The organism is Streptomyces sp. NPDC002574 (assembly GCF_042889545.1).
Classification (GTDB): domain Bacteria; phylum Actinomycetota; class Actinomycetes; order Streptomycetales; family Streptomycetaceae; genus Actinacidiphila.
The window spans coordinates 114115-133976 of the sequence record NZ_JBIARB010000016.1 but is presented as its reverse complement, the minus strand read 5'-3'; the positions used below and the strand labels follow the sequence as shown (position 1 = coordinate 133976).

Sequence of the window (19862 nt, the reverse complement as noted above, 5' to 3'; positions counted from 1 at the left end):
TGACATGACGGACCGTCAAGAATGATCAGGGCGGCCCGGACGACCGGGCCGGGGGCGCCCGGGCCGGCGGCCCGCCGGCCCGGGGGCGTCCGCTCTCAGGGGCCGCAGGGCCCCGGGGGGGCGGGCGACCGCGCGACGCGCGCCGCACCCGCCCGGATGACGCGGGGGCGGCCCGCTACGTCAGGTCGAACTCGCCGTCGCGGGCGCCGAGGACGAAGGCGCGCCACTCCGCGGGCGTGAAGACCAGGGAGGGCCCCTCGGGGTTGCGGCCGTCCCTCATCGCGATGTAGCCCTCGACGAAGGCGATCTGGACATCGCCCGTCCCCTGGCTGCTCGACTGCCACTCGGCGTTCGCCAGATCCAGCTGCGGCTTCGTTCCGCCCGCCAGCGGCGATCCGATCGTGCTCTCGGCCACGTCCGTGCTCCTCCCGACTGCGTCGTCCGGGCCAGCCTAGCGAGGGTGCCGGGGCCCGGACAGGTCATGGGAGAACCTGCCCGGCCCCGGTACGGGTTCATGCCCGCGTCACCCTCCGGGGTGGCCGGATCGGACCGCCCTCCACCCGGTGCGCCGGGGCGGGCGCCGTGCCCCGCGCGCGCAGATGGGCGTACGGCCCGTCCGCGCGCCGTCGGGAGGAGCGCCGCGAGACACCCGGGGCGCGGCCGTCGTCCGGGTCCACGAGGAGCGGTTCTGCGCCCGTCACCACGGAATACGTGCCTCCGGCCGCCGATTTCCACTTCACCGGGGCGTGTCGCGGCGCGGGTGCCTAGGGTGTGTCCATGACGCGTCTCGACCCGCAGCGCACGGCACTTGTCGTGATCGACCTGATGGACCGCATCGTGGGCCTGCCGTTGGCCCCGCACTCCGGGCAGGAGGTCGTCGCCGCGTCCTCGGCGCTCGCCACGGCGTTCCGCAAGGCGGGGGCGCCGGTCTTCCTCGTACGGGTCGAGCGCCCCGGGGTCGACGAGCAGCCGCCCGGCAGCGACCTGGTGGCCGGACTCGCCGAGGACGGCGACACCGTGGTCGTCAAGCGCACGGTCGGGGCGTTCCACCGCACCGGCCTGGACGAACTGCTGCGCGGCCAGGGCATCGACACCCTGGTGCTGTGCGGCATCGCGACCAACATGGGCGTGGAGTCCACCGCGCGGGCCGCAGCCGATCACGACTACGAACTCCACTTCGCCGAGGACGCGATGGCCGCTCTGACCGCCGAGGAGCACAGCGCCGCCGTCGCCCAGGACCTCCCGCGCTTCGGGAAGGTCGCCACGGCCGCCGGGCTCGCCGCCGCGCTGTGGAACTGATCGGCCGCGGCCGGGACGCCGACGTCTTCGCCCTGGACGACTCCCGTGTGCTGCGCCGCTACCGGGACGGCGGCCCGGTGCACGAGGAGGCCCGCCTCATGGCGTATCTCGGCGCGCGGGGCCTCCCCGTGCCGCGCGTCCACGACGTGACCGGCACCGACATGGTCATGGACCGGCTCACCGGCCGCACCATGGCGCAGGACCTCGGGCACCGCCCCTGGCTCGCGCATGCGCACGGGCGCACGCTGGGCCGCCTGCAGGCCGCGCTGCACCGCGTCCCGGCCCCCGGCTGGCTGCCGCGGCGCTTCCCCACCGGCCGCGACGGCGCCGACCGCGTCCTGCACCTGGACCTGCACCCCGAGAACGTGGTCCTCGCCCCCGGCGGACCGGTGCTCATCGACTGGCGCACCGCCGCGGCCGGCGATCCGGCCGCCGACGCCGCGCTGACCGTGGCCGTACTGCGCGGGGTGGTGCTCGGCGGGATGCAGCGCGCGGGGGTCCGGGTCCTGCTGCGCGGATTCCTCAAGGACTGCGCCGTGGACCCGGCCCCGCGCCTGGCCGAGGCGATCGCCGCCCGGCTCACCGATCCCAACCTGCTGCCGCAGGAGGCGGAACGGCTGCGCCGCTTCTCCCGCTGGGTGCCGGACGGCAATTGAGTCGCGTGCCGCGGCAGCGGGCGCCTAGCCTTGCACGATGGCTCCCCGCGTGATCGTTCTCAACGGCGGCTCCAGTTCCGGCAAGTCCGGCATCGCGCGCTGCCTCCAGGCGCTGCTGCTCCCGGACACGTGGCTCACGTTCGGCGTCGACACCCTGATCGAGGGAATGCCGGCCGCGATGCGCGCCTCGGACTCCGGACTCGGCATCGCGTTCGGCGCGGACGGCGAGGTCACGGTCGGAGCGGGGTTCCGGGCGCTGGACGAGGCGTGGGCCCGGGGCATCGGGGAGATGGCGCGTTCGGGGGCCCGGGTGATCGTGGACGAGGTGTTCCTCGGTGGCGCGGCATCGCAGGACCGCTGGCGGCGGGCGCTGGACGGGCTGGACGTCCTGTGGGTCGGGGTGCGTTGCGATCCCGGGGTCGCCGCGGGGCGCGAGACCGCGCGCGGCGACCGCGTGCCGGGCATGGCGGTCGCGCAGGCCGGCCTGGTGCACCGCCGCGTGATCTACGACCTCGAAGTGGACACGACAGACACGGAGTCCATGGACTGTGCGCGGACGATCGCCGCTCGTGTTTCGCCCGTGTGACGAGTGCGATCCGGGGCGCGACGCCGGGCACGTCCTGTGGTTTCATGGGCTCATGCGCACGAACATCTGGAACCTGGGGCCGCTGTGGCCCGGTCGTCGTGCGCATCACTTCGACCAGAGCTGTCGCCGGGGCTGACGTCCGCCTCGTCCCGACCGACCCTCGCGACGGCTCCCCTCTGTGTCCGGGGCGTCGAGCGACCACTGCTCCGGAGCGATTCCCATGGCCCTGCACGACAGGGCGGGCGGCCCCACCCCGCTCGTTCTCCCCCAGTTGCGCGCCCTGGTGCGCGGCTACGCGGAAGCCGTCGAGAACGGCACGCACCAGCCCGTCCACCTGGCGGAGGGCCGCTGGTACACGCGACTGCACCAGGACCCCTACGTCGACGTCTGGCTGATCACCTGGCCGCGCGACACCTCCACCGAACTCCACGACCACGCGGGGTCGCTCGGCGCGCTCACCGTGGTCAGCGGCGTCCTCACCGAGCACCGCTGGACGTACGACCGCGAGGGCCAGGGCCGGATCACCGGTCGCGAACTGGCGGCGGGGCGCGGCGCCGGCTTTCCTCTCGGACATGTGCACGACGTCGTCAACGCCTCCACCGCGCCGGCGGTGAGCGTGCACGCCTACTCGCCGCCGCTGACCGCGATGGCCTACTACGCGGTCGACGACAGCGGCTCGCTGCGCCGTACGCGCACGGTGCTGACCGACGCCCCGGAACCGGCGGCCGTACCGGCCTCCCCCGCGCCGCTGCCCCCGTCCCCGTCCACCGTCCTCCGGGAGGTCGTCCGATGACCGGGCCCGCCGCCGCCCCCGTCCCGTCCGGCATCGACCGGATGCTCGCCCGCGCCCGGGAACGGCTGCGCAGGATCGGCCCCCACGAAGCGGCGGCCGAACTCGCCGCGGGCGAGGCGCTGCTCGTCGACATCCGGCCTGCCGCGCAGCGGGCACGGGAGGGCGAGTTCGCCGGCGCGCTGGTCATCGAGCGCAATGTGCTGGAGTGGCGGCTCGACCCGCTCAGCGACGCGCGCATCCCCGAGGCGACCGGGCACGCGGTGCGCTGGATCGTCGCCTGCTCCGAGGGCTACACCTCCAGCCTCGCGGCCGCCTCCCTCCACGACATCGGGCTGCCGCGCGCCACCGACCTCGAAGGCGGCTTCCAGGCCTGGCGGGCCGCGGGGCTGCCGGTCAGGGGCGGCGAGGACCCGGCAGGAACGAGCTGACCTCCGCGAGGAAGCGCTCCGGGTCGTCCTCGTGGACCAAGTGCCCGGCCCCGGTCACGACCAGTCGCGCGCCCGGGATGCGGGTGGCGATCCGCTCGATCCCGTCCTGGGAGACGTGGCTGGCCGGGCCGCCGGCGATCACGAGAGCAGGGCAGGTGATCCGGCCCAGCAGGTCCCACCAGCCGGGATCGGGGGCGTTGATCCACCGGTTGACGGCCGCGACGACCCGCCAGTCGAACGTCTCCCCGCCCTCCGGTCCGGTGGGCACCGCCCGCGGCGGCACCGCGGGGTCCGGCGGCACGGGCTCCTCCAGGACGAGCGCGGTCAGCCGCTCCGGACGGGCGGCGGCCAGCAGGTACGCCACGACCGCGCCCATGGAGTGCCCGGCCAGCGCCACCGGTCCCAGGCCGAGCGCGTCGAGGAAGCCCACGACGTCGTCGCGCATGGCCTCGAAGGCGTACTCCCCCGGCCACTCGCTCGCACCGTGCCCCCGCAGATCGGGCGCGTACACCCGGTGCGTGCGCGCCAGCGCGGGGACGACCGGCGCCCAGTCCGCGCCGTCCGACCCGCGCCCGTGCAGCAGGACCAGGGGCGGGGCGCCGGGATCACCCCACGTGCGGTAGGCCAGCCGGATGCCGTGCGCGTATGTCGTCGAAAGATCGTCCACGCGCCCGACGCTACCCCGCCGCCGCGGGGGTCACTCGTACGGGACCACGGCCACCGGGCAGGGCGCGTGGTGCAGGACGGCGTGCGCGGTCGGCCCGAGGCAGGCGGGCAGGTGGGTGTGGCGGCCGATGACGAGCAGGCACGCGCCGGCCGCGGCGTGCACGAGTGCCTGCGCGGCGTTGCCCGCGACGACCTCCTGCGTGATCTCCACGCCCGGCGCCTTCTCCCGCCAGGGGTCCAGCGCGGCCGCGACGGCGTGCTTCTCGCCCGCCCCGATCTCGGCGCCGCAGGCCGGGTCCATCGCCGCGGGGGCGTACCGGTAGGTCGGCGGGTACGACCAGGTGTGGACCGCCCGCAGGGGCGTTCCGCCGCGCTGCGCGGCCTCCACGGCGAAGGCGGTCACATCGGCGGCGCCCTGCCGCAGGGCCAGGCCCAGCACCACCGGCCGGGGGTCCCGCACCTCGGGCGCGCAGTCGCCCTCGCGGACGACCACGACCGGGCGCGTCGCCCGCGCCAGCGTGGCCTGGCCGACCGAACCCACGACGTAGCCCGACAGCCCGCTCAGTCCCTGCGAGCCCAGCACCAGCAGCTCGCTCCGTCCGGCCTCCGCCACCAGCAGCTCCGCCGGCGGGGCGTCCGCCCCGTCCGTGGTCACCGTCAGCCCGGAATGGGTGGACGCCAGCTCCTCCGCGGCCTCGCGCAGCATCGCGTCCCCGTACGGGTGGCCGCCCGCGTGCACCACGCGCAGCGGCACGTTCCGCCGCACCGCCTCGCACGCCGCCCAGCGCACCGCCGCACGGCTCTCCGGCGACCTGTCCAGGCCCACGGTCACGGGTCGGACCATCGGACGTGCCTCCCTCCACCCACCACCACCCCCACAGTAGGCGCCCCCGCCGCGCGGGGCGCCCCGGCGAGGCCCGGTCAGGTCACCCGCAGCTCCCCCGCCCGGCTGTCGCACCGCACCCGCCCGGTGGCGAACGCGATCTCGACCGCGACGCGCCCCGTGTGCTCCTCGTACTCCTCGCCGACCGCCGTCACGCGCTGCCCGAGGTGGGCCGCGAACGGCGTCCCGTCCGCGAGCGGCACGACCGCGAGCCGGCCGTCCGGGCCCAGGTCGTACCCCGTGTGCGGCCGCCCTTCGGCCACGATCAGGCACCATTCGGAACCGGTGGTGAGGTGCACGGACGCCCCGGTGGCGTCGATCAGCCACACGTCCAGGGGGCCGCTGGGAGCCGCCGTCTCGGATCGGTGCCAGGAGGTGACCACGCTCTCCAGCCGCCTGCCGACGAGGGCCGCGGCGGGCAGCCCGGGTCCGTGCAGCGGGCAGGCCCGATCCCCGGAGGGGAGGCCGCGCGATCTCGACGCGTTCACCTGTCACCGCGGCAGGCCGACGTGCGCAACGGACAACATATCTGACGTGGCATCAGATGCCGTGGCCGGCCGCTGCTCCCGCGGGGCGGCCGAGGCGCTCCCGGCACTGGGCCTCGTCGGCGCGGCTGGCCTGCGTGTCGGGGTGGTCCGCGCCCAAGGCGCGTTCGCGCGCCGTCGCCACCTCGCCGTGCAGGGTCAGCGCCTCGTCCCACTGCCCGAGCCAGCCGAGCGCGACGGCGACCTCGCGGCGGCTGACGAGGGTGTCCCGGTGGTCGGCGCCCAGCGCGCGTCCGCGGGCCTCCGCGACCGCGCGGGCCTCGGTCAGCGCGTCCTGCCAGCGCCCGAGGCGGCCCAGGTTGACGCCGAGGCCGTGCCGGGCGCGGAGGGTCTCGGGGTGCTCGGGACCACTGACCCGGGCGCGGACCTCGGCGAGATCGGCGTAGAGCGCGCACGCCTCGGCGTACATGCCCATGCGGCCGAGGCAGGCGCCCAGTTCGTGCCGCGCGGCCAGGGTCTCGGGATGCTCCGGGCCGAGCGCGCGGGCCCGCGTGGCCGCGATCCGGTCGTACTCCAGGCGGGCCTCGGACCAGCGGCCCAGCAGGTCGAGCAGCCGCGCCGTCTCGCCGCAGGTGGTCAGCGTGTCAGGGTGGTCCGGGCCCAGGACCCGGGCGCGGGAGACGGCCACCTCGGCCGCCAGCGTGTGGGCGTCGGCGGTACGGCCCAGGCGGCCCAGCGTCACGGCGAGGTTGTGCCGGCAGTGCAGCGTGTCGGGGTGGTCGGCGCCCTGCCGGCGTTCGCGGGCGGCCAGCACGGTGGCGTACGCCGCGTGCGCCTCGGTGTGGCGGCCCAGCCGACCGAGGGTGTACGCCGCCTCCTGGAGCGCGGCCAGCGTGTCGGGGTGGTCCGGGCCGAGACGGCCGGCGCGCGCTGCGGCGACGTCCTCGTACGTGCGCAGCGCATCGGCGGCGCTCGCCGGCGGCAGGGCCTCCGCTGCCCGCAGGCCGCGCGGCCCCGGCTGCAACCTGGCCCGCCGCGCCCACGGAGGCAGGTCCCCCCGGGCCGCCGGGGCGGCGTCGGGGTCGGGCGCGGCGACGACCCGCAGCGGCGCCAGTCGCGCGGCGACGTCGGCCGCGCTCTGCGGGCGGTGCGCGGGCTCCTTGGCGAGCAGGTCGAGGATGAGGCGGTCCAGCCCGGCCGGGATGTCCCCGCGGTGCTCACGCGGCGGCACGGGCGCGGTGTCGCGGTGGCCGACGAGGACGGCCCAGGCGTCGTCGAAGTCGAACGGCGGGGCGCCGGTGGCCAGTTCGTAGAGCACACAGCCGAGCGAGTACAGGTCGCTGCGGTGGTCGATCGCCTCGTCGGCGCCGATCTGCTCCGGCGACATGTAGTGCGGGGTGCCCATGGCGACGCCGGTCCCGGTCAGCCGGGAGGTGAAGCCGATGTCGTGGCCGAGCCGGGCGATGCCGAAGTCGCAGATCTTGACGGCGCCGTCGGTGAGCCGCACGACGTTGGCGGGCTTCAGGTCGCGGTGCACGATGCCGCGCGCGTGCGTGTAGGCGAGGGCGTCCGTGATCTGCGCGGCGATGTCGGTGACGTCAGCCACGGGCAGCGGCTCACCGCCGTTGTCCTCCAGCAGTCGCCGCAGGTCCCGCCCCTCCAGCAGTTCCATGACGAGGAAGAGCACGCCCTCGTACTCGCCGAAGTCGTGCACGACGGTGATCCCCCGGTGCGGCAGCGCCGCGGCGACCCGGGCCTCGCGCCGGAACCGCTCCTGCAGGACCCGGCCCATCGACGGGTCCATCGTCGGGCTGAGCTGCTTCAGGCACTTGACGGCGACCTCCCGCCCCAGCGCCTCGTCCTCGGCCCGCCAGACCTCGCCCATGCCGCCCCGGCCGATGCGTTCCAGCAGCCGGTACCGTCCCTGCAGCAAGGTGTCGCCCTCGTGTACCGCCTTCATGCCGCGCGCCGCCCCCGTCGTTCCCCGGTTCTCCCCTCCCCCAGTATGGCCGTGGGGGCAGCCGAAGGGCATATCCCCGAGGGGCACGTCGCCCATGGGCGGAGCACGGTCAGAGCCCGGAGCGTGCCCGTTCACGCAGCCGGTAGGCCGACGGATGCGTCCCCGGGCCCAGCCGGCCCACCGCCTTCAGGATGTGGCCGGGCGGCAACTGCCAGCGCAGGTACGACGGGACCGCCCGCAGGACGCGCCCGGTGGCGCGCAGCCGCCGCAGCGTGACGGGCACCGACGGGGCGGGGCGTCCGTACAGTTCGTGGGCGAAGGGCGGCAGCGCGGCATATGCCAGGGCGGCGGCCTGCGCCCACACCGCCTCGCGTACCGGCAGCAGCGCGGTCGGCACGGGCGGCCTGCGCAGGAAGGCGTGGACCTCCAGGGCCTCGGGCGTGAGGGCCAGTTCGGGCCGGATCTTCTCGAAGTACGCCGCCAGCTCCGCGGTGTCGGACGGCACGCCCGCCGGGTCCAGGCCCACCAGGCGCGCGGCCTCGCGCTGTTCGTCGACATAGGCGTCGGCCTGCGCGTCGCTCAGCCGGTAGCCGGAGCCGCGGGCGACGGACAGATAGGAGTCGATCTCCGCGCAGTGCACCCACAGCAGGAGTTCGGCGTCGTCGACCCCGAACCGCGCCCCGCCGGCCGGGTCCTGTGCGCTGAGCCTGCGGTGGATGCCGCGCACCCGCGCGCCGGCCCGCTCGGCCTCCAGGGTCGTCCCGTACGTGATGGTGCCGACGAAGTCCGCCGTCCGCAGCAGCCGGCCCCAGGCGTCCGTGCGGAAGTCGGAGTTCTGCGTGACGCCCCGTACGGCCCGGGGGTGCAGTGCCTGCAGATACAGCGCCCTGACTCCGGCGACCCACATCATGGGGTCCCCGTGCATCTGCCAGGTGACCGAGGCGGGCCCGAAGAGCCCGGGGTCCGTGTCGCGCATGGCGCTCTCCCCCTTCCGGATGGGCCCAGCATAGGACCGCGGGGTCCGATCGGCGCGCTCCCGCACCGGGCGGCGTGGACACGCGGGTAGGAGGGACGACACCGCGGCCCCGCGCCGTCGTCTCGGTTGCGGGTCCTGCCGGGGCCGGGAGAATAAGGCGAGGTGTGTCCTTTGTGTCACGTGGGCGTGACGCTCCGTGCCGTTCCGCCGTGCCGCCACCGTCCTGGGGCGGCGGCGCCAGAAGGAAAGAGACCCCACCATGTCCACCACCGTGATCCAGCACGTCCTGAACCGGCTGCGCGACATCGGCGTGCGTCACGTCTTCGGCGTCCCCGGCGACTACGCGTTCCCTGTCAACGACGCCATCGCCCAGCACCCGGACATCGAGTGGATCGGCAGCTGCAACGAGCTCAACGCCGCCTACGCCGCGGACGGTTACGCCCGGGTTCGCGGCATCGGCGCCGTCTGCACCACCTACGGGGTCGGCGAGCTCAGCGCGATCAACGGGATCGCCGGCGCCTACACCGAGCACCTCCCGTTGTTCCACCTGGTCGGGATGCCCAGGATGCCCGTGCAGGCGCACCACTCGATCGTCCACCACACCCTGGGGAACGGGGAGTTCGACCTCTTCGAGAAGATGTCCGCGGCGGTGGTGTGCGCGAGCGCCGTCATGACGCCGCAGAACGTCGCGGCCGAGACCGAGCGCCTGATCGCGGCGGCGCTCTACCACCGCCGCCCGGTCTACATGGCCTTCCCCGCCGACCTCGCGGAGATGCCCGTGGTCGGCACGGCCCGGCCGCTCAACGCGCCGGCCAGCGACCCCGCGCAGGTGGACGCCGCCGTCGACGCCATCGCCGACATGCTCGGGGGGGCCGGCAGCGCCTGCGTCCTGCCCGGCATCCTCACCGTCCGCACCGGCCTCGGCCAGGAACTCCAGCGGTTCCTGGAAGCGACCGGGCTGCCCTTCGCCACCATGATGGCGGACAAGGGCGTCCTGGACGAGGACCAGCCCGCGTACGCGGGCATGTACGACGGAAAGCTGATGAACGAGAGCGTCCGCCGCTTCGTCGAGGACGCTGACGTGGTCGTCCTGGTCGGCACGCAGATGAACGACTTCAACAGCGGGGCGTTCACCGCGAACCTCGACCCCGGGCGGACGGTCGCCGTCTGCCACCACCACGTCCGCGTCGACGGCATGACCTACCAGAGCGTGGAGATGAAGGACCTCCTGATCGCGCTCACGCGCAGGCTCCCCCGGAAGCAGTGGCCGCGCCCGTCGGCCGAGGTGACCCGGATGCGGCCCGCGGGCGGCAAGGGCGACGACTCGATCACCGCGGAGAGCCTCTACCCCCGGTGGGAGAGCTTCCTGCGGCCCGACGACATCCTCGTCGCGGAGACCGGAACCGTCTCCATGGGCATGGCCTTCGCCCGGCTGCCCCAGGGGGCCACCTTCCAGAACCAGACGCTGTGGGGCTCGATCGGCTGGGCCACCCCCGCGGCGGTCGGCGCGGCCGTCGCCGCCGCGGGCGACCGGCGCGTCGTGCTGATCACCGGCGAGGGCTCCCACCAGCTCACCGCACAGGAGATCAGCCAGTTCGGACGCTACGGCCTGCGTCCGGTGGTGTTCGTCCTGAACAACCACGGCTATCTGATCGAGCGCCTGCTCTGCAGGAACCCGGACGTCGCCTACAACGACCTGGCCGGCTGGCGGTACTCCGAGCTGCCGAGGGCCCTGGGCTGCGACGACTGGTTCACCGCCCGGGTGTCCACCCTCGCCGAGCTCGACCGGGCCATGGACGCGGCGGGCAAGGCCGGCACCGGCTGCTACATCGAGGTCATGACCGACACCTACGCCGCACCGCCGCTGGCCACCCAGCTCCACGACAACATCGGGACGCTCTACTCCACGTGATCAGCGTACGAGGGTGAACCGCACCGGCAGACCGGGCACGGCCTGGGCCGCGGCGGCCAGGTGGCGTTCGGGGACGACCCCGATCACGGGATAACCACCGGTGGTCGGGGAGTCGGCGAGGAACAGCACGGGCCTGCCGTCCGGTGGCACCTGGACCGCGCCGACGACCATGCCCTCGCTGGGCAGTTCGCGCCGCACCGCCCGCTCCAGCGCGGGGCCCGTCGTCCGCAGCGCGATGCGGTTGCTGCGCGGGGAGACGGCGTAGTGGCCCGCGACGAGGGTGCGCAGCGCGGCGGGGGTGAACCAGTCGTCGCGCGGTCCGAGCATGACGGGCAGCACCAGTTCGCCCGGTGGGCCCTGCCAGGGCGGCAGATCGGTGTGGACGGGCGGGCCGGCGGGCTCGCCGAGCGGCAGCACGTCGCCGTCCTGGAGCGGTGCCGGACCCAGCCCCGACAGCAGGTCGGCGGAGCGGCTGCCCAGCACCTCCGGCACGGCGACGCCCCCGGCGACGGCGAGATAGCTGCGCACGCCGCTCGCGGCGGGACCGATGTCGAGGACCGCGCCGGCCGGGACGTGCACGGGCTCGGCCCACGCCGCCGGGCGGCCGTCCACGCGGACGGCCGCGGGGGCGCCGGTGACCACGGCCGTCAGGGCGCGGCCGGCCCGGACGGCGACCCCCGTGAGTGTGGTCTCCAGGCCGGCCGCCCCTGCGGGGTTGCCGGCCAGGCGGTTGGCGAGCCGGTGCGCGGGCCGGTCCAGGGCGCCGGAGCGGGCCACCCCGAGCGCGGCGTGCCCGTACCGCCCGAGGTCCTGCACGGTGGTGAGGGCTCCGGCGCGGACGACGTCGAGGGCGCCGTGGTTCACGCGTCCGCCTCCGCGTCGCTCACGGGCCTGAAGCGCACCCGTGTGCCCGGTACGAGCAGGGCCGCGGGCTCCCGGTCGAGGTCCCACAGCCGGGCGTCCGTCGTGCCGATCACCTGCCAGCCGCCGGGCGACGCCCGCGGGTAGATGCCGGTGTAGTGGCCGGCGAGCGCGACGGAACCGGCGGGGACGGCGGTACGGGGCTCGGCCCGCCGGGGGACGACGTGGCGCTCGTCCATGCCCGTCATGTAGGCGAAGCCGGGCGCGAACCCGCAGAAGGCGACGCGGTGTTCGGTGGCGGAGTGCAGGCGCACGACCTCGTCCCGCGACACCCCCCAGGCGTCGGCGACCACGTCCAGGTCCTCGCCGTCGTATCGGACGGCGAGGTCCACCAGGGGTCCGCTGCCCGCGGGCAGGGGCGGCACCGACCAGTCGCGCAACGCGGAGCGCACGGCGGGGGGGTCGGGGACACCGGCCAGCAGCACGGTGCGATCCCCCGGCACGATCTCGCGGACCGGCGCGAGGGCGGCCTCGTCGCGGCGGCGCAGGAGTTCGGCGTGCCAGGCCTGGGCCTGCTCGGCGGAGTCGAGGTCGAGCAGGAGCGCGTCCTCGCCGACCGGGAGGAGCCTCATGCGAAGGCCTCCAGGGAGAGCCCGGCCTCGCCGAGGGCGTCCCGGACCCGGCGGGCGAGGCCGACGGCGCCGGGGGTGTCCCCGTGCAGGCACAGGGACCGGGCGCGGACCGGGACGGTCTCGCCGGAGATCGCCGTCACCTGGCCGTCGCGGGCCAGGGCGACGGCCTGCCGGACGACGTGGGCGGGGTCGGTGATGACGGCGCCGGGCGTGCGGCGCGCTACGAGGGTGCCCTCCGCGGTGTAGGCGCGGTCCGCGAACGCCTCCGCGACGGTGGGGAGCCCGACTTCCGCCGCCGCCTGGTGCAGGGCGGAGCCGGGCAGGCACAGCACCGGGAGGGCGGGGCCGGCGAGCCGGGTGCCCCGGGCGACCGCGAGGGCCTGTCCGGGGTCGGCGACCACGCGGTTGTACAGGGCGCCGTGCGGTTTGACGTAGGCGACGCCGGTGCCGGCGGCGCGGGCGAACACCTCCAGCGCGCCGATCTGGTAGCTGATCTCGTCGGCCAGTTCCTCCGGCGGCACCTCCATCGCCCGGCGCCCGAAACCGGCCAGGTCCCGGTAGGAGACCTGAGCGCCGATCCGCACGCCGGCGGCCGCCGCGCTGTCGCACACGCGGCGCATGATGGACGGGTCGCCCGCGTGGAATCCGCAGGCGACGTTGGCGCTGGTCACCACGGAGAGCATGGCCTCGTCGTCGGTCAGGGACCAGCGTCCGAAGCCCTCGCCGAGGTCCGCGTTGAGGTCGATCACGGTGTCTGTCATGGGTGGTGCCGCTCTCCTCGCAACCGTACGGGCGCTGTCTCAGGCGACCTGGTGGTCGGTGTCCCGTATGTCGGTGATGAACATGTACCCCGGCGCGTGGGTGATGGCGAACGGCGGGCGCGAGGCCATCAGCGCGGCCTGCGGTGTCACGCCGCAGGCCCAGAAGACGGGGATGTCGCCGGGCTCGGCGCGCACGGGGTCGCCGTAGTCGGGGCGATCGAGGTCGGCGATGCCCAGGGCGGCCGGGCTGCCGATGTGGACGGGGCCGCCGTGGACGCCGGGCATCCGGGCGCTGACCCGGACCGCGGCGCCGACGAGCCGTGCCGGGACCGGCCGCATGGACACCACGACGGGGCCCCACAGCCGGCCGGCGGGACGGCAGTAGCGGTTGGTGCGGTACATCGCGACGTTGCGCCCCTGGTCGACATGGCGCAGCGGTACGCCGGCCCCGCGCAACGCGCTCTCGAAGGTGAAGCTGCAGCCGATGAGGAACGAGACCATGTCGTCGCGCCAGTGGGTGACGACATCGCCCGGCTCGTCGACCAGCACGCCGTTCTCCCAGACGCGGTAGCGCGGGAGGTCGGTGCGCAGGTCGGCGCCGGGGGCGAGCGCGGTGCTCCGGGCGCCGGGCCCGGTGACGTCCAGCAGCGGGCACGGCTTGGGGTTGCGCCGGCAGAACAGGGCCACGTCCTCGGCCCAGTCGGCGGGCACGGCGATCAGGTTGACCTGCGTGTAGGCGGAGCACCAGCCGGTGGTGGGCCGGGCGGTGCCGTCCCGGAACATCGTCCGGGCCGCGCGCGGGGTCAGAAGGGATTCCTTCACAGTGGCCACCCTAGATTCTCGTTGAACAATCCGACAAGGAACCTGTTGTCTCGTCCCCGGGTTTTCGATTGACTGGGGCCCTGCGAGCAGCGAGACGAGGGAATGTGACATGGCAGCCGAGCTCGATCCGGCCGTCCTGGCCGGCGACCGTGCCCTGCTGGGGCGTTCCAGCACCGCCGACCGGGTCGCGGACATCCTGCGCGCCCGGATCTCCGAGGGCTTCCTGCCCCCCGGCACCAAGCTGTCCGAGGACGCCGTCGGCACGGCGCTCGGCGTCTCGCGCAACACGCTGCGCGAGGCGTTCCGGTTGCTGACGCACGAGAAGCTGCTCGTCCACGAGCTCAACCGGGGTGTCTTCGTACGGGTCCTGACCGTGCGGGACGTGGTGGACATCTACCGCGTGCGCCGCCTCGTCGAGTGCTCGGTGGTCCGCCACCTCGGCGCCCCGCCCTACGACCTGACGCAGGCGGACGCCGCCGTCGAGGAGGGCGAACGCGCCGCGGGGGACGACGACTGGCGGGCGCTCGGCACCGCCGACATCCACTTCCACCACGCGGTGGTGGACCTGGCGCACAGCCGCCGGCTGACCGAGCTGATGACCGGTGTTCTCGCCGAACTCCGCCTGGCCTTCCACGCGATGGACGATCCACGCGAGTTCCACGAGCCCTACCTCGGCCGCAACCGTGAGCTGCTCACCGCCCTGCGGGCCGCCGATCTGGTCAAGGCCGAGCTGCTGCTCGCGTCGTACCTGGACGACGCGGAGCGGCAGCTCGTCCGGCGCTACTCGGAGACCGCCGCCCTCACGTGAGCTCCGCGCCGCGGGTCTCCGGCAGCCCGGGCAGGGCGACCAGCGCGTCGGCGCAGCCGATGACGCCGCGGACCGGCGTCGTCGTTCACGGTCGGGGGACCGAGCGGGGTGGCTGTCATGGCGACCTCACAGTGGCAGGCGGAGCTGCGGACCGGACGTGTCGACCAATGCAAGGATTGTTCAACGATCCTTCAAGAGGGCAGGATGCACTTTCCGTTCGGCACCCGTCAGGCATCCCTTCCGCGCCCCTGGATCCGTGCTTCCGCGTGACAGCGGTCAGGCCAGGCCCGCCGAGATCGCCCGACGCACGGCGTCGGCCCGGTCCCGGATCCCCGCCTTGGCGAAGAGGTTGTTGATGTGGGTCTTGACCGTGGCCTCGCTGATGAACAGCTTCTCGGCGATGGCCCGGTTCGGCAGCCCCTGGCCGATGAGCGTCAGCACCTCGCGCTCGCGGGGCGTGATGTCCTCGGGCAGCGGCTGCGCCGGCTCCGGCGGCTTGGTGCGCACGGTGGCGAGGAGCCGGTCCTGGACCTCGCGGTCGAGCACGGACTGCCCCGCGGCGGCCGCCACGATCGCGCGGACGATGTCCTGCCGCCCGGCGTTCTTGGTCAGGTAGCCCCGGGCCCCGGCGCTCAGCGCGGCCAGGATCGAGTCGTCGTCGGCGAAGGTGGTCAGGACGACCACGGCCACCTCCGGGTGCTCCTCGCTGAGCCGGCGGGTCGCCTCGGTCCCGTCCATCACGGGCATGCGCAGGTCCATGAGCACCACGTCGACCGGCCCGGCGGCGACCGCGGTCAGCACCTCGGCCCCGTTCGCGGCGGCCGCGACGACGTCGATGTCCTCGGACAGGGCCAGCACGGCCGCGAGCGGTTCGCGGACGGCGGCCTGGTCGTCGGCGACGACCACGCGCAACGGCCCCGGGTTCCCGGTCCGCTCATTCATCGGGGATCACCGCCTCCACCTGCCAGCCGCCCCGGTCCGGTCCCTCGGTGACCGGACCCGCGGTGATGGTTCCCCGCAGCAGGGCGACACGTTCGCGCATCCCGATCAGTCCCATCCCGCCCCCGGTGCCCGCGGTCACGGCGCGGGTCGCGGCGCGATTGCGGATCCTCAGTGCCGTCGACGAAGCGGCGAACGTCAGCTCCACCCGGACCTCGCCGCCGGGAGCGTGCCGGGCGGCGTTGGTCAGGGCCTCCTGGGCGATCCGCAGCAGGTTCTGCGCCACCGGCGCCGGTAGCTCGCGGACGGTGCCGGTGATGCCGAGCGCGTCGCGGTGTCCGGACGACTCGACCATCGCGGTCAGGCTCTCGACCAGCGGCAGGGCGTCCTCGCGCAGCGCGTGCACGGTCCACTGCGCCTGCTTCAGGCTGTCCTTCACCATGCCGTGCGCCTTGGCGTTGGCCTCGCGGACCTTGTCCAGGTTCCCGGTGTCGATCAGCGCGTCGGCCAGTTCCAGCTGCATGTTGATGCCCGCCAGCGAGTGCGCCAGTACGTCGTGCACGTCCCGGGCGATCCGGCCGCGCTCGGTCAGCACGGCGGCCTGCGCCTCGGCCCGGGCGGCGCGTTCGGCGGATTCGGCAGCCGCGAGCGCCGCGCGCACGGCCTGGTGGTGGCTGCGGTTGAGGATCCCGGCCACCACCGGGGCACCGGCGGCGAGACCCACGGCCCAGGGCAGTACCTCGTGGCCCGGCCCGAGGCGCAGGTACAGGACGCCACCGCACAGCAGGCTGCAGAGCAGCGCGAGGGCCAGCGCCCGCCAGGTCTCCAGCCGGTACCCGAGGTGACCGCTGATGAAGAAGGCGAAGAGGTAGGCCGTTCCGAGGCCGGCGGTCCCGATCAGCGCCGCCGCCGCGACGATGCCGGACGTGAACCAGACCAGCGCGGCCCGCTGGGACACCTTCGTGTCGGGAAGGGCCCTGATCCCCAGCGCCGCGCAGTTGACCACGAAGAGGGCGAGCACCGCCAGGCCGCGGCCGCTCAGGCCCATCGGCCGGATGGTCAGTGCCCCGGCGACGACGACCGCGGCCGGGACGACCCACTGCACCCGGTGGTCCCGCAGGGGAACCGGCCGTGGGCCGGCCCCCGGAGACGGGGTCGGCCCGGGCTGCGGGGTCCTGGCTGCGGGCATGGCCCGACCATAGCCCACCGGAAATGTGGGCAGCCTCACCGTCACACCGCATGGTCGAACGCGGGCGCGACCGGCACGGGCTTCCGCGTGCGGCTCACCATCCGCCCCCGTACGAAGATCGTGGCCAGCCGGGTGACCACCTCGGTGAGCGCCATGAGCACGAACGCGGCCACCCAGGCCTGGCTGCCGGTGATGTGGTGGACCGCGCTGAACCGGGCCACGTCGTCCGCGCCGCCGCCGTGCTCCACCCACATCTGGAAGCCCATGCGCGCACCCATGCCGAGCACCCACAGCACCGCCGAGACCGCGCCCGCCTTGATCAGGAGGTGCTCGCCGACGGCCCGGATCCGGGTGTACACACCACCGGCGATGCCGAGCGCGGCGCCGACGCCGATCAGGGACCCGATCAGCACCAGGTCGTTGCCCGCGGTGGGGACCGAGTCGAGGTACGTGTGGGCCACGAACGCCACGATCCCCAGCGGAACCAGGAACGACGCCGGGCGCAGACGGTCTTCCCGCAGTTGCCGGAAGACGACGAGGATGAGAGCGATGTCGGTGATCCACTCGGTTGCTGTCATGCCCGTAAGCCTGCTGCGGCACGGCTCTCCGCACCTGGACCCAGGGGTGGAACCCGGGGTGGAGATCGGCGTACGGCGGACGACCGCGCCCCCGGGAGCCCCTGACCTACGACTCTGCTGCCACCGCCCGGCCGATCGCCTCGGCGAAGCGTCCCGGGTACTCCACGGGCGCGAAGTGCCCCACGTCGTCGACCGGTTCGAGGGTGAAGTCGGCGAAGAACTCCGCCAGCCGGTCGGACCATTCACGGGGGAAGAGCGGGTCGAGCTCGGGCCACAGCACGGTGGTCGGCACGGAGATCCGCTCCTCCGCCGGGGGCGCCTCCTCCGTGAGCGCGTTCGCCACCGCCCCCGCGCCCGCCCGGTACCAGGCGAGGGACGCGGTGAAGGCGCCCGGCGGGCCGTAGGAGGTGACCAGACGGTGCAGTCTGCCCTCGTCGGGGGTGAAGGACGGCCCTGACCAGTGCGTCCAGAAGTACCGCAGGTAGGCACGCACGGCCACCGGGTCCCCGTCGATCAGCTCCTCGGAGAGCGGCAGCCGGTGGAACCACTGGTACCAGAACTCCCGCTGCGCGCCCGGCTCGAGGATGCGCCGCCCGGTGCCCGGCAGCGGCGGGGTGACGACGAGCGCGCGCACCTCGTCCGGATGGTCGCGCGCCACGGTCTGCGCGATACGGCTGCCGATGTCGTAGCCGGCCAGCACCGGCCGTTCCAGGCCCAGTTCGCGGACCAGCCCGATGACGCCGCGCGCCTGGGCGGCCGTGCCGTACTGCTCCGCGGGATCGGCGGCGTGCTTGTCCGAGCCGCCGAAACCCCGCAGGTCGGGGACGATCACATCGCAGCAGCCCGCCAGCAGGGGGACCACCTCGTGGTAGTCACCGCGGTCGCCCGGCCAGCCGTGCAGCAGCACGACCGGCGCACCGGCACCCCAGCGGTCGTAGGCGAGCCGGAATCCGTCCACCGGTGCGCTGTAGGGCATGCCAGACCTCCCGTGCGGAGTCGATCACCGGGTGCCACGCTACCTCCCGGTGCATTACCTCCGGTAAATCTGCACACCGCACACGCCGACGACATAACGCGCCCGACCGGCCGTCCGGTCCCCCCTCCCACACGCGACCTTTGATCCGGAGTGCCCGGTTCCGCCGCCGGCGGCCGATCGCCCGCGCGTGAAGAAGTTGACACCAAGCCGTGGGAATTCGGGAACACCCGTGAAGTCGACAATCCGAACCCCATTCGAACACCCACTCCGTCAATTGGCTGGGCCACGCGGCCCCGTGCTTGGATCCTCAGCGGTGGCGGGAGGTCCTCCCTGATTCGCCACTCGATATCTGTCAGCACGAAGGGAAGCACCATCATGAACTTCACCCCGCAGGTCGAGACCCGCGAGATCTCCGACGCCGACCTCGACAACGTCTCCGGCGGCCTGGTGGGCGGTCTGGTCAGCAACGTGACCGGCACCGTCGACTCCATCGCCCCGGTCACCAGCACCGTCACCGGCGTCGTCGGCACGGTCGAGGGCCTCACCGGCCTGAACACCGGCGCGGTCACCGGCCTGGCCACCGGCCTCGTCGCCGGTCTCTGAGACGGCACCGCAACCGTGGGCCCCGGCAACCTCCCTTCCGGGGCCCACGGCCGTGCCCGCGCTGCGTGTCCCGATGGTCCCCGATAGTCCTCGATAGCCCCCGATAGCGAGGAATGCGGCCGAGGGAGGAGTCCCGTGCAGTTCCGCCAAAAAGCCCTCACCAAGCTGCAATCGCCCGAGGAGCTCGATCTCCCGGTGCGTTTCGCAAAACCGCGCGGCGTGCTCGTGATGTCCGTCACGATTGTCGTCGCGGCCGCCGCCGCATTCTGGGCGGTCACCGGTTCCGTCGCATCGAAAATGGACGCACCGGGAATTCTCACGCACGGCCAGGGCAGTTATGTGCTGCAGAGTCCGGTGGCCGGACAGGTCACCCGGGTGTTCGCCGAGGAAGGCGGCCTGCTGGCCGCGGGCGCGCCCCTGCTGAAGGTGCACACCCCCGACGGCGACATCCTGATCCGCGCCGTGGCCGCGGGCCGCGTGACCGCGCTGGCGGCCACCATCGGCACCGTCGTCACGGTCGGCACCGACGTCGCGGCCGTGGAGCGCGTCGCCCATGCCGGCGACCCCCTGACGGCCACCTTGTACGTACCCGCCGGCGGCGCCTCCACCGTGCCGGTCGGCGCCGCCGTCGACCTGACCGTCGAATCCGTCTCCCAGCAGCGCTACGGCGTGCTGCGCGGCCATGTGCAGGCCGTGGGCCGGACGGTGCAGACGACCCGGCAGATCACCGCCTACCTCGGTGACAGCCAGCTCGCGCAGGCCTTCGCGCGCGGCGGGCGCCCGGTCGCGGTCCAGGTGCGGCTGGACACCTCGCGCCGTACGAAGTCCGGGTACGCCTGGTCGTCCTCCGACGGCCCGCCGTACGCGCTCGACTCCATGACCCTGGCCGGCGGCGCCGTCCACCTCGCCGCCCAGCGCCCCCTCGATTGGCTGCTCCCGTGACCGCGACCGCTCCCCCGCCCCAGGTCGGCCACCGGCGGGGGGACACCCGCCCCCGGCCCAAACCGCGCAAGCCCCGCCGGTACACGTCCGTGCGCACCCCCACCGTG

The 19862-nt window shown here is 74.3% G+C and carries 23 protein-coding genes; 9 read left to right on the top strand and 14 right to left on the bottom strand.

All coding sequences use genetic code 11. From position 1 onward, the window contains the following. Nucleotides 1-175: 175 nt before the first annotated feature. Nucleotides 176-415, bottom strand: coding sequence for a DUF397 domain-containing protein (locus tag ACFYXS_RS33240; RefSeq protein WP_319665870.1), 240 nt, complete (start codon nt 413-415; stop codon nt 176-178). Between the two features lie 362 nt (nt 416-777). Here ACFYXS_RS33240 and ACFYXS_RS33235 point away from each other — a divergent pair, with 362 nt between their 5' ends. The 5 genes from ACFYXS_RS33235 (at nt 778) to ACFYXS_RS33215 (ending at nt 3762) form a co-directional block, all read left to right on the top strand. After that, complete coding sequence (locus tag ACFYXS_RS33235; protein WP_389255009.1) at nt 778-1299, top strand: isochorismatase family protein; 522 nt, start codon at nt 778-780, stop codon at nt 1297-1299. Then, on the top strand, nt 1290-1955 hold the full coding sequence (locus ACFYXS_RS33230; protein ID WP_389255007.1) for a phosphotransferase: 666 nt from the start codon (nt 1290-1292) through the stop codon (nt 1953-1955). Before ACFYXS_RS33235 ends, ACFYXS_RS33230 begins: the two co-directional genes overlap by 10 nt. A gap of 37 nt (nt 1956-1992) precedes the next feature. Then, a complete protein-coding gene (cpt, locus tag ACFYXS_RS33225; protein WP_389255005.1) occupies nt 1993-2541 on the top strand; it encodes a chloramphenicol phosphotransferase CPT in 549 nt (182 codons plus the stop codon). Nucleotides 2542-2761: 220 nt separating this feature from the next. Then, complete coding sequence (locus ACFYXS_RS33220) at nt 2762-3334, top strand: cysteine dioxygenase (protein WP_389255003.1); 573 nt, start codon at nt 2762-2764, stop codon at nt 3332-3334. Further along, a complete protein-coding gene (locus tag ACFYXS_RS33215; RefSeq protein WP_389255001.1) occupies nt 3331-3762 on the top strand; it encodes a rhodanese-like domain-containing protein in 432 nt (143 codons plus the stop codon). The genes ACFYXS_RS33220 and ACFYXS_RS33215 overlap by 4 nt, the downstream gene beginning before the upstream one ends. Here ACFYXS_RS33215 and ACFYXS_RS33210 read toward each other — a convergent pair. The 5 genes from ACFYXS_RS33210 to ACFYXS_RS33190 form a co-directional block, all read right to left on the bottom strand. Continuing rightward, nucleotides 3728-4429: an alpha/beta fold hydrolase gene (locus ACFYXS_RS33210; RefSeq protein ID WP_389254999.1), complete on the bottom strand. Its 702-nt coding sequence runs from the start codon at nt 4427-4429 to the stop codon at nt 3728-3730. The two genes, ACFYXS_RS33215 and ACFYXS_RS33210, sit on opposite strands and share 35 nt — an antisense overlap. Before the next feature lie 30 nt (nt 4430-4459). Continuing rightward, entirely contained in the window at nt 4460-5272 is an 813-nt protein-coding gene (locus tag ACFYXS_RS33205) for a universal stress protein (RefSeq protein WP_389254997.1), read from the bottom strand. Nucleotides 5273-5349: 77 nt separating this feature from the next. Then, nucleotides 5350-5799 carry a hypothetical protein gene (locus ACFYXS_RS33200; protein ID WP_389254995.1) on the bottom strand — a complete coding sequence of 150 codons (450 nt, stop codon included), beginning with the start codon at nt 5797-5799 and terminating at the stop codon, nt 5350-5352. A 52-nt stretch (nt 5800-5851) separates the two neighbouring features. Beyond that, nucleotides 5852-7756: a tetratricopeptide repeat protein gene (locus ACFYXS_RS33195; RefSeq protein WP_389254993.1), complete on the bottom strand. Its 1905-nt coding sequence runs from the start codon at nt 7754-7756 to the stop codon at nt 5852-5854. Between the two features lie 109 nt (nt 7757-7865). Continuing rightward, a complete protein-coding gene (locus tag ACFYXS_RS33190) occupies nt 7866-8732 on the bottom strand; it encodes an oxygenase MpaB family protein (RefSeq protein WP_389254991.1) in 867 nt (288 codons plus the stop codon). A 259-nt stretch (nt 8733-8991) separates the two neighbouring features. Here ACFYXS_RS33190 and ACFYXS_RS33185 point away from each other — a divergent pair, with 259 nt between their 5' ends. Then, on the top strand, nt 8992-10644 hold the full coding sequence (locus ACFYXS_RS33185; RefSeq protein WP_389254989.1) for an alpha-keto acid decarboxylase family protein: 1653 nt from the start codon (nt 8992-8994) through the stop codon (nt 10642-10644). Here the strand turns inward: ACFYXS_RS33185 and ACFYXS_RS33180 are convergent, their stop codons facing one another. The 4 genes from ACFYXS_RS33180 to ACFYXS_RS33165 are packed head-to-tail and all read right to left on the bottom strand — an operon-like array spanning nt 10645 to nt 13720. After that, nucleotides 10645-11508, bottom strand: a complete 864-nt coding sequence (locus tag ACFYXS_RS33180; protein ID WP_389254987.1) for a biotin-dependent carboxyltransferase family protein — start codon at nt 11506-11508, stop codon at nt 10645-10647. Beyond that, on the bottom strand, nt 11505-12137 hold the full coding sequence (locus tag ACFYXS_RS33175; protein WP_389254985.1) for an allophanate hydrolase subunit 1: 633 nt from the start codon (nt 12135-12137) through the stop codon (nt 11505-11507). The genes ACFYXS_RS33180 and ACFYXS_RS33175 overlap by 4 nt, the downstream gene beginning before the upstream one ends. Continuing rightward, nucleotides 12134-12898, bottom strand: a complete 765-nt coding sequence (locus ACFYXS_RS33170) for a LamB/YcsF family protein (RefSeq protein WP_389254983.1) — start codon at nt 12896-12898, stop codon at nt 12134-12136. Before ACFYXS_RS33170 ends, ACFYXS_RS33175 begins: the two co-directional genes overlap by 4 nt. Nucleotides 12899-12937: 39 nt before the next feature. Beyond that, the gene (locus ACFYXS_RS33165) at nt 12938-13720 is read right to left on the bottom strand and encodes a putative hydro-lyase (protein ID WP_389254981.1); all 783 of its coding nucleotides are present in this window, start codon (nt 13718-13720) and stop codon (nt 12938-12940) included. A gap of 109 nt (nt 13721-13829) precedes the next feature. Between ACFYXS_RS33165 and ACFYXS_RS33160 the strand changes: the two genes are divergently transcribed. Beyond that, a complete protein-coding gene (locus ACFYXS_RS33160; RefSeq protein ID WP_389254979.1) occupies nt 13830-14528 on the top strand; it encodes a GntR family transcriptional regulator in 699 nt (232 codons plus the stop codon). Between the two features lie 276 nt (nt 14529-14804). Here the strand turns inward: ACFYXS_RS33160 and ACFYXS_RS33155 are convergent, their stop codons facing one another. From ACFYXS_RS33155 to ACFYXS_RS33140, 4 genes are all read right to left on the bottom strand, one after another. After that, entirely contained in the window at nt 14805-15470 is a 666-nt protein-coding gene (locus ACFYXS_RS33155) for a response regulator (RefSeq protein WP_389254977.1), read from the bottom strand. Then, nucleotides 15463-16656 (bottom strand): sensor histidine kinase, encoded by a 1194-nt coding sequence (locus tag ACFYXS_RS33150; RefSeq protein ID WP_389254975.1) that lies wholly within the window; start codon nt 16654-16656, stop codon nt 15463-15465. Before ACFYXS_RS33150 ends, ACFYXS_RS33155 begins: the two co-directional genes overlap by 8 nt. A gap of 41 nt (nt 16657-16697) precedes the next feature. Continuing rightward, nucleotides 16698-17234 carry a hypothetical protein gene (locus ACFYXS_RS33145; protein ID WP_389254973.1) on the bottom strand — a complete coding sequence of 179 codons (537 nt, stop codon included), beginning with the start codon at nt 17232-17234 and terminating at the stop codon, nt 16698-16700. A gap of 106 nt (nt 17235-17340) precedes the next feature. Then, nucleotides 17341-18210: an alpha/beta fold hydrolase gene (locus ACFYXS_RS33140; RefSeq protein ID WP_389254971.1), complete on the bottom strand. Its 870-nt coding sequence runs from the start codon at nt 18208-18210 to the stop codon at nt 17341-17343. A gap of 375 nt (nt 18211-18585) precedes the next feature. Between ACFYXS_RS33140 and ACFYXS_RS33135 the strand changes: the two genes are divergently transcribed. Further along, on the top strand, nt 18586-18813 hold the full coding sequence (locus ACFYXS_RS33135) for a type A2 lantipeptide (RefSeq protein WP_389254969.1): 228 nt from the start codon (nt 18586-18588) through the stop codon (nt 18811-18813). A 135-nt stretch (nt 18814-18948) separates the two neighbouring features. Beyond that, on the top strand, nt 18949-19755 hold the full coding sequence (locus ACFYXS_RS33130) for an HlyD family efflux transporter periplasmic adaptor subunit (RefSeq protein WP_389254967.1): 807 nt from the start codon (nt 18949-18951) through the stop codon (nt 19753-19755). Nucleotides 19756-19862 lie beyond the last annotated feature (107 nt).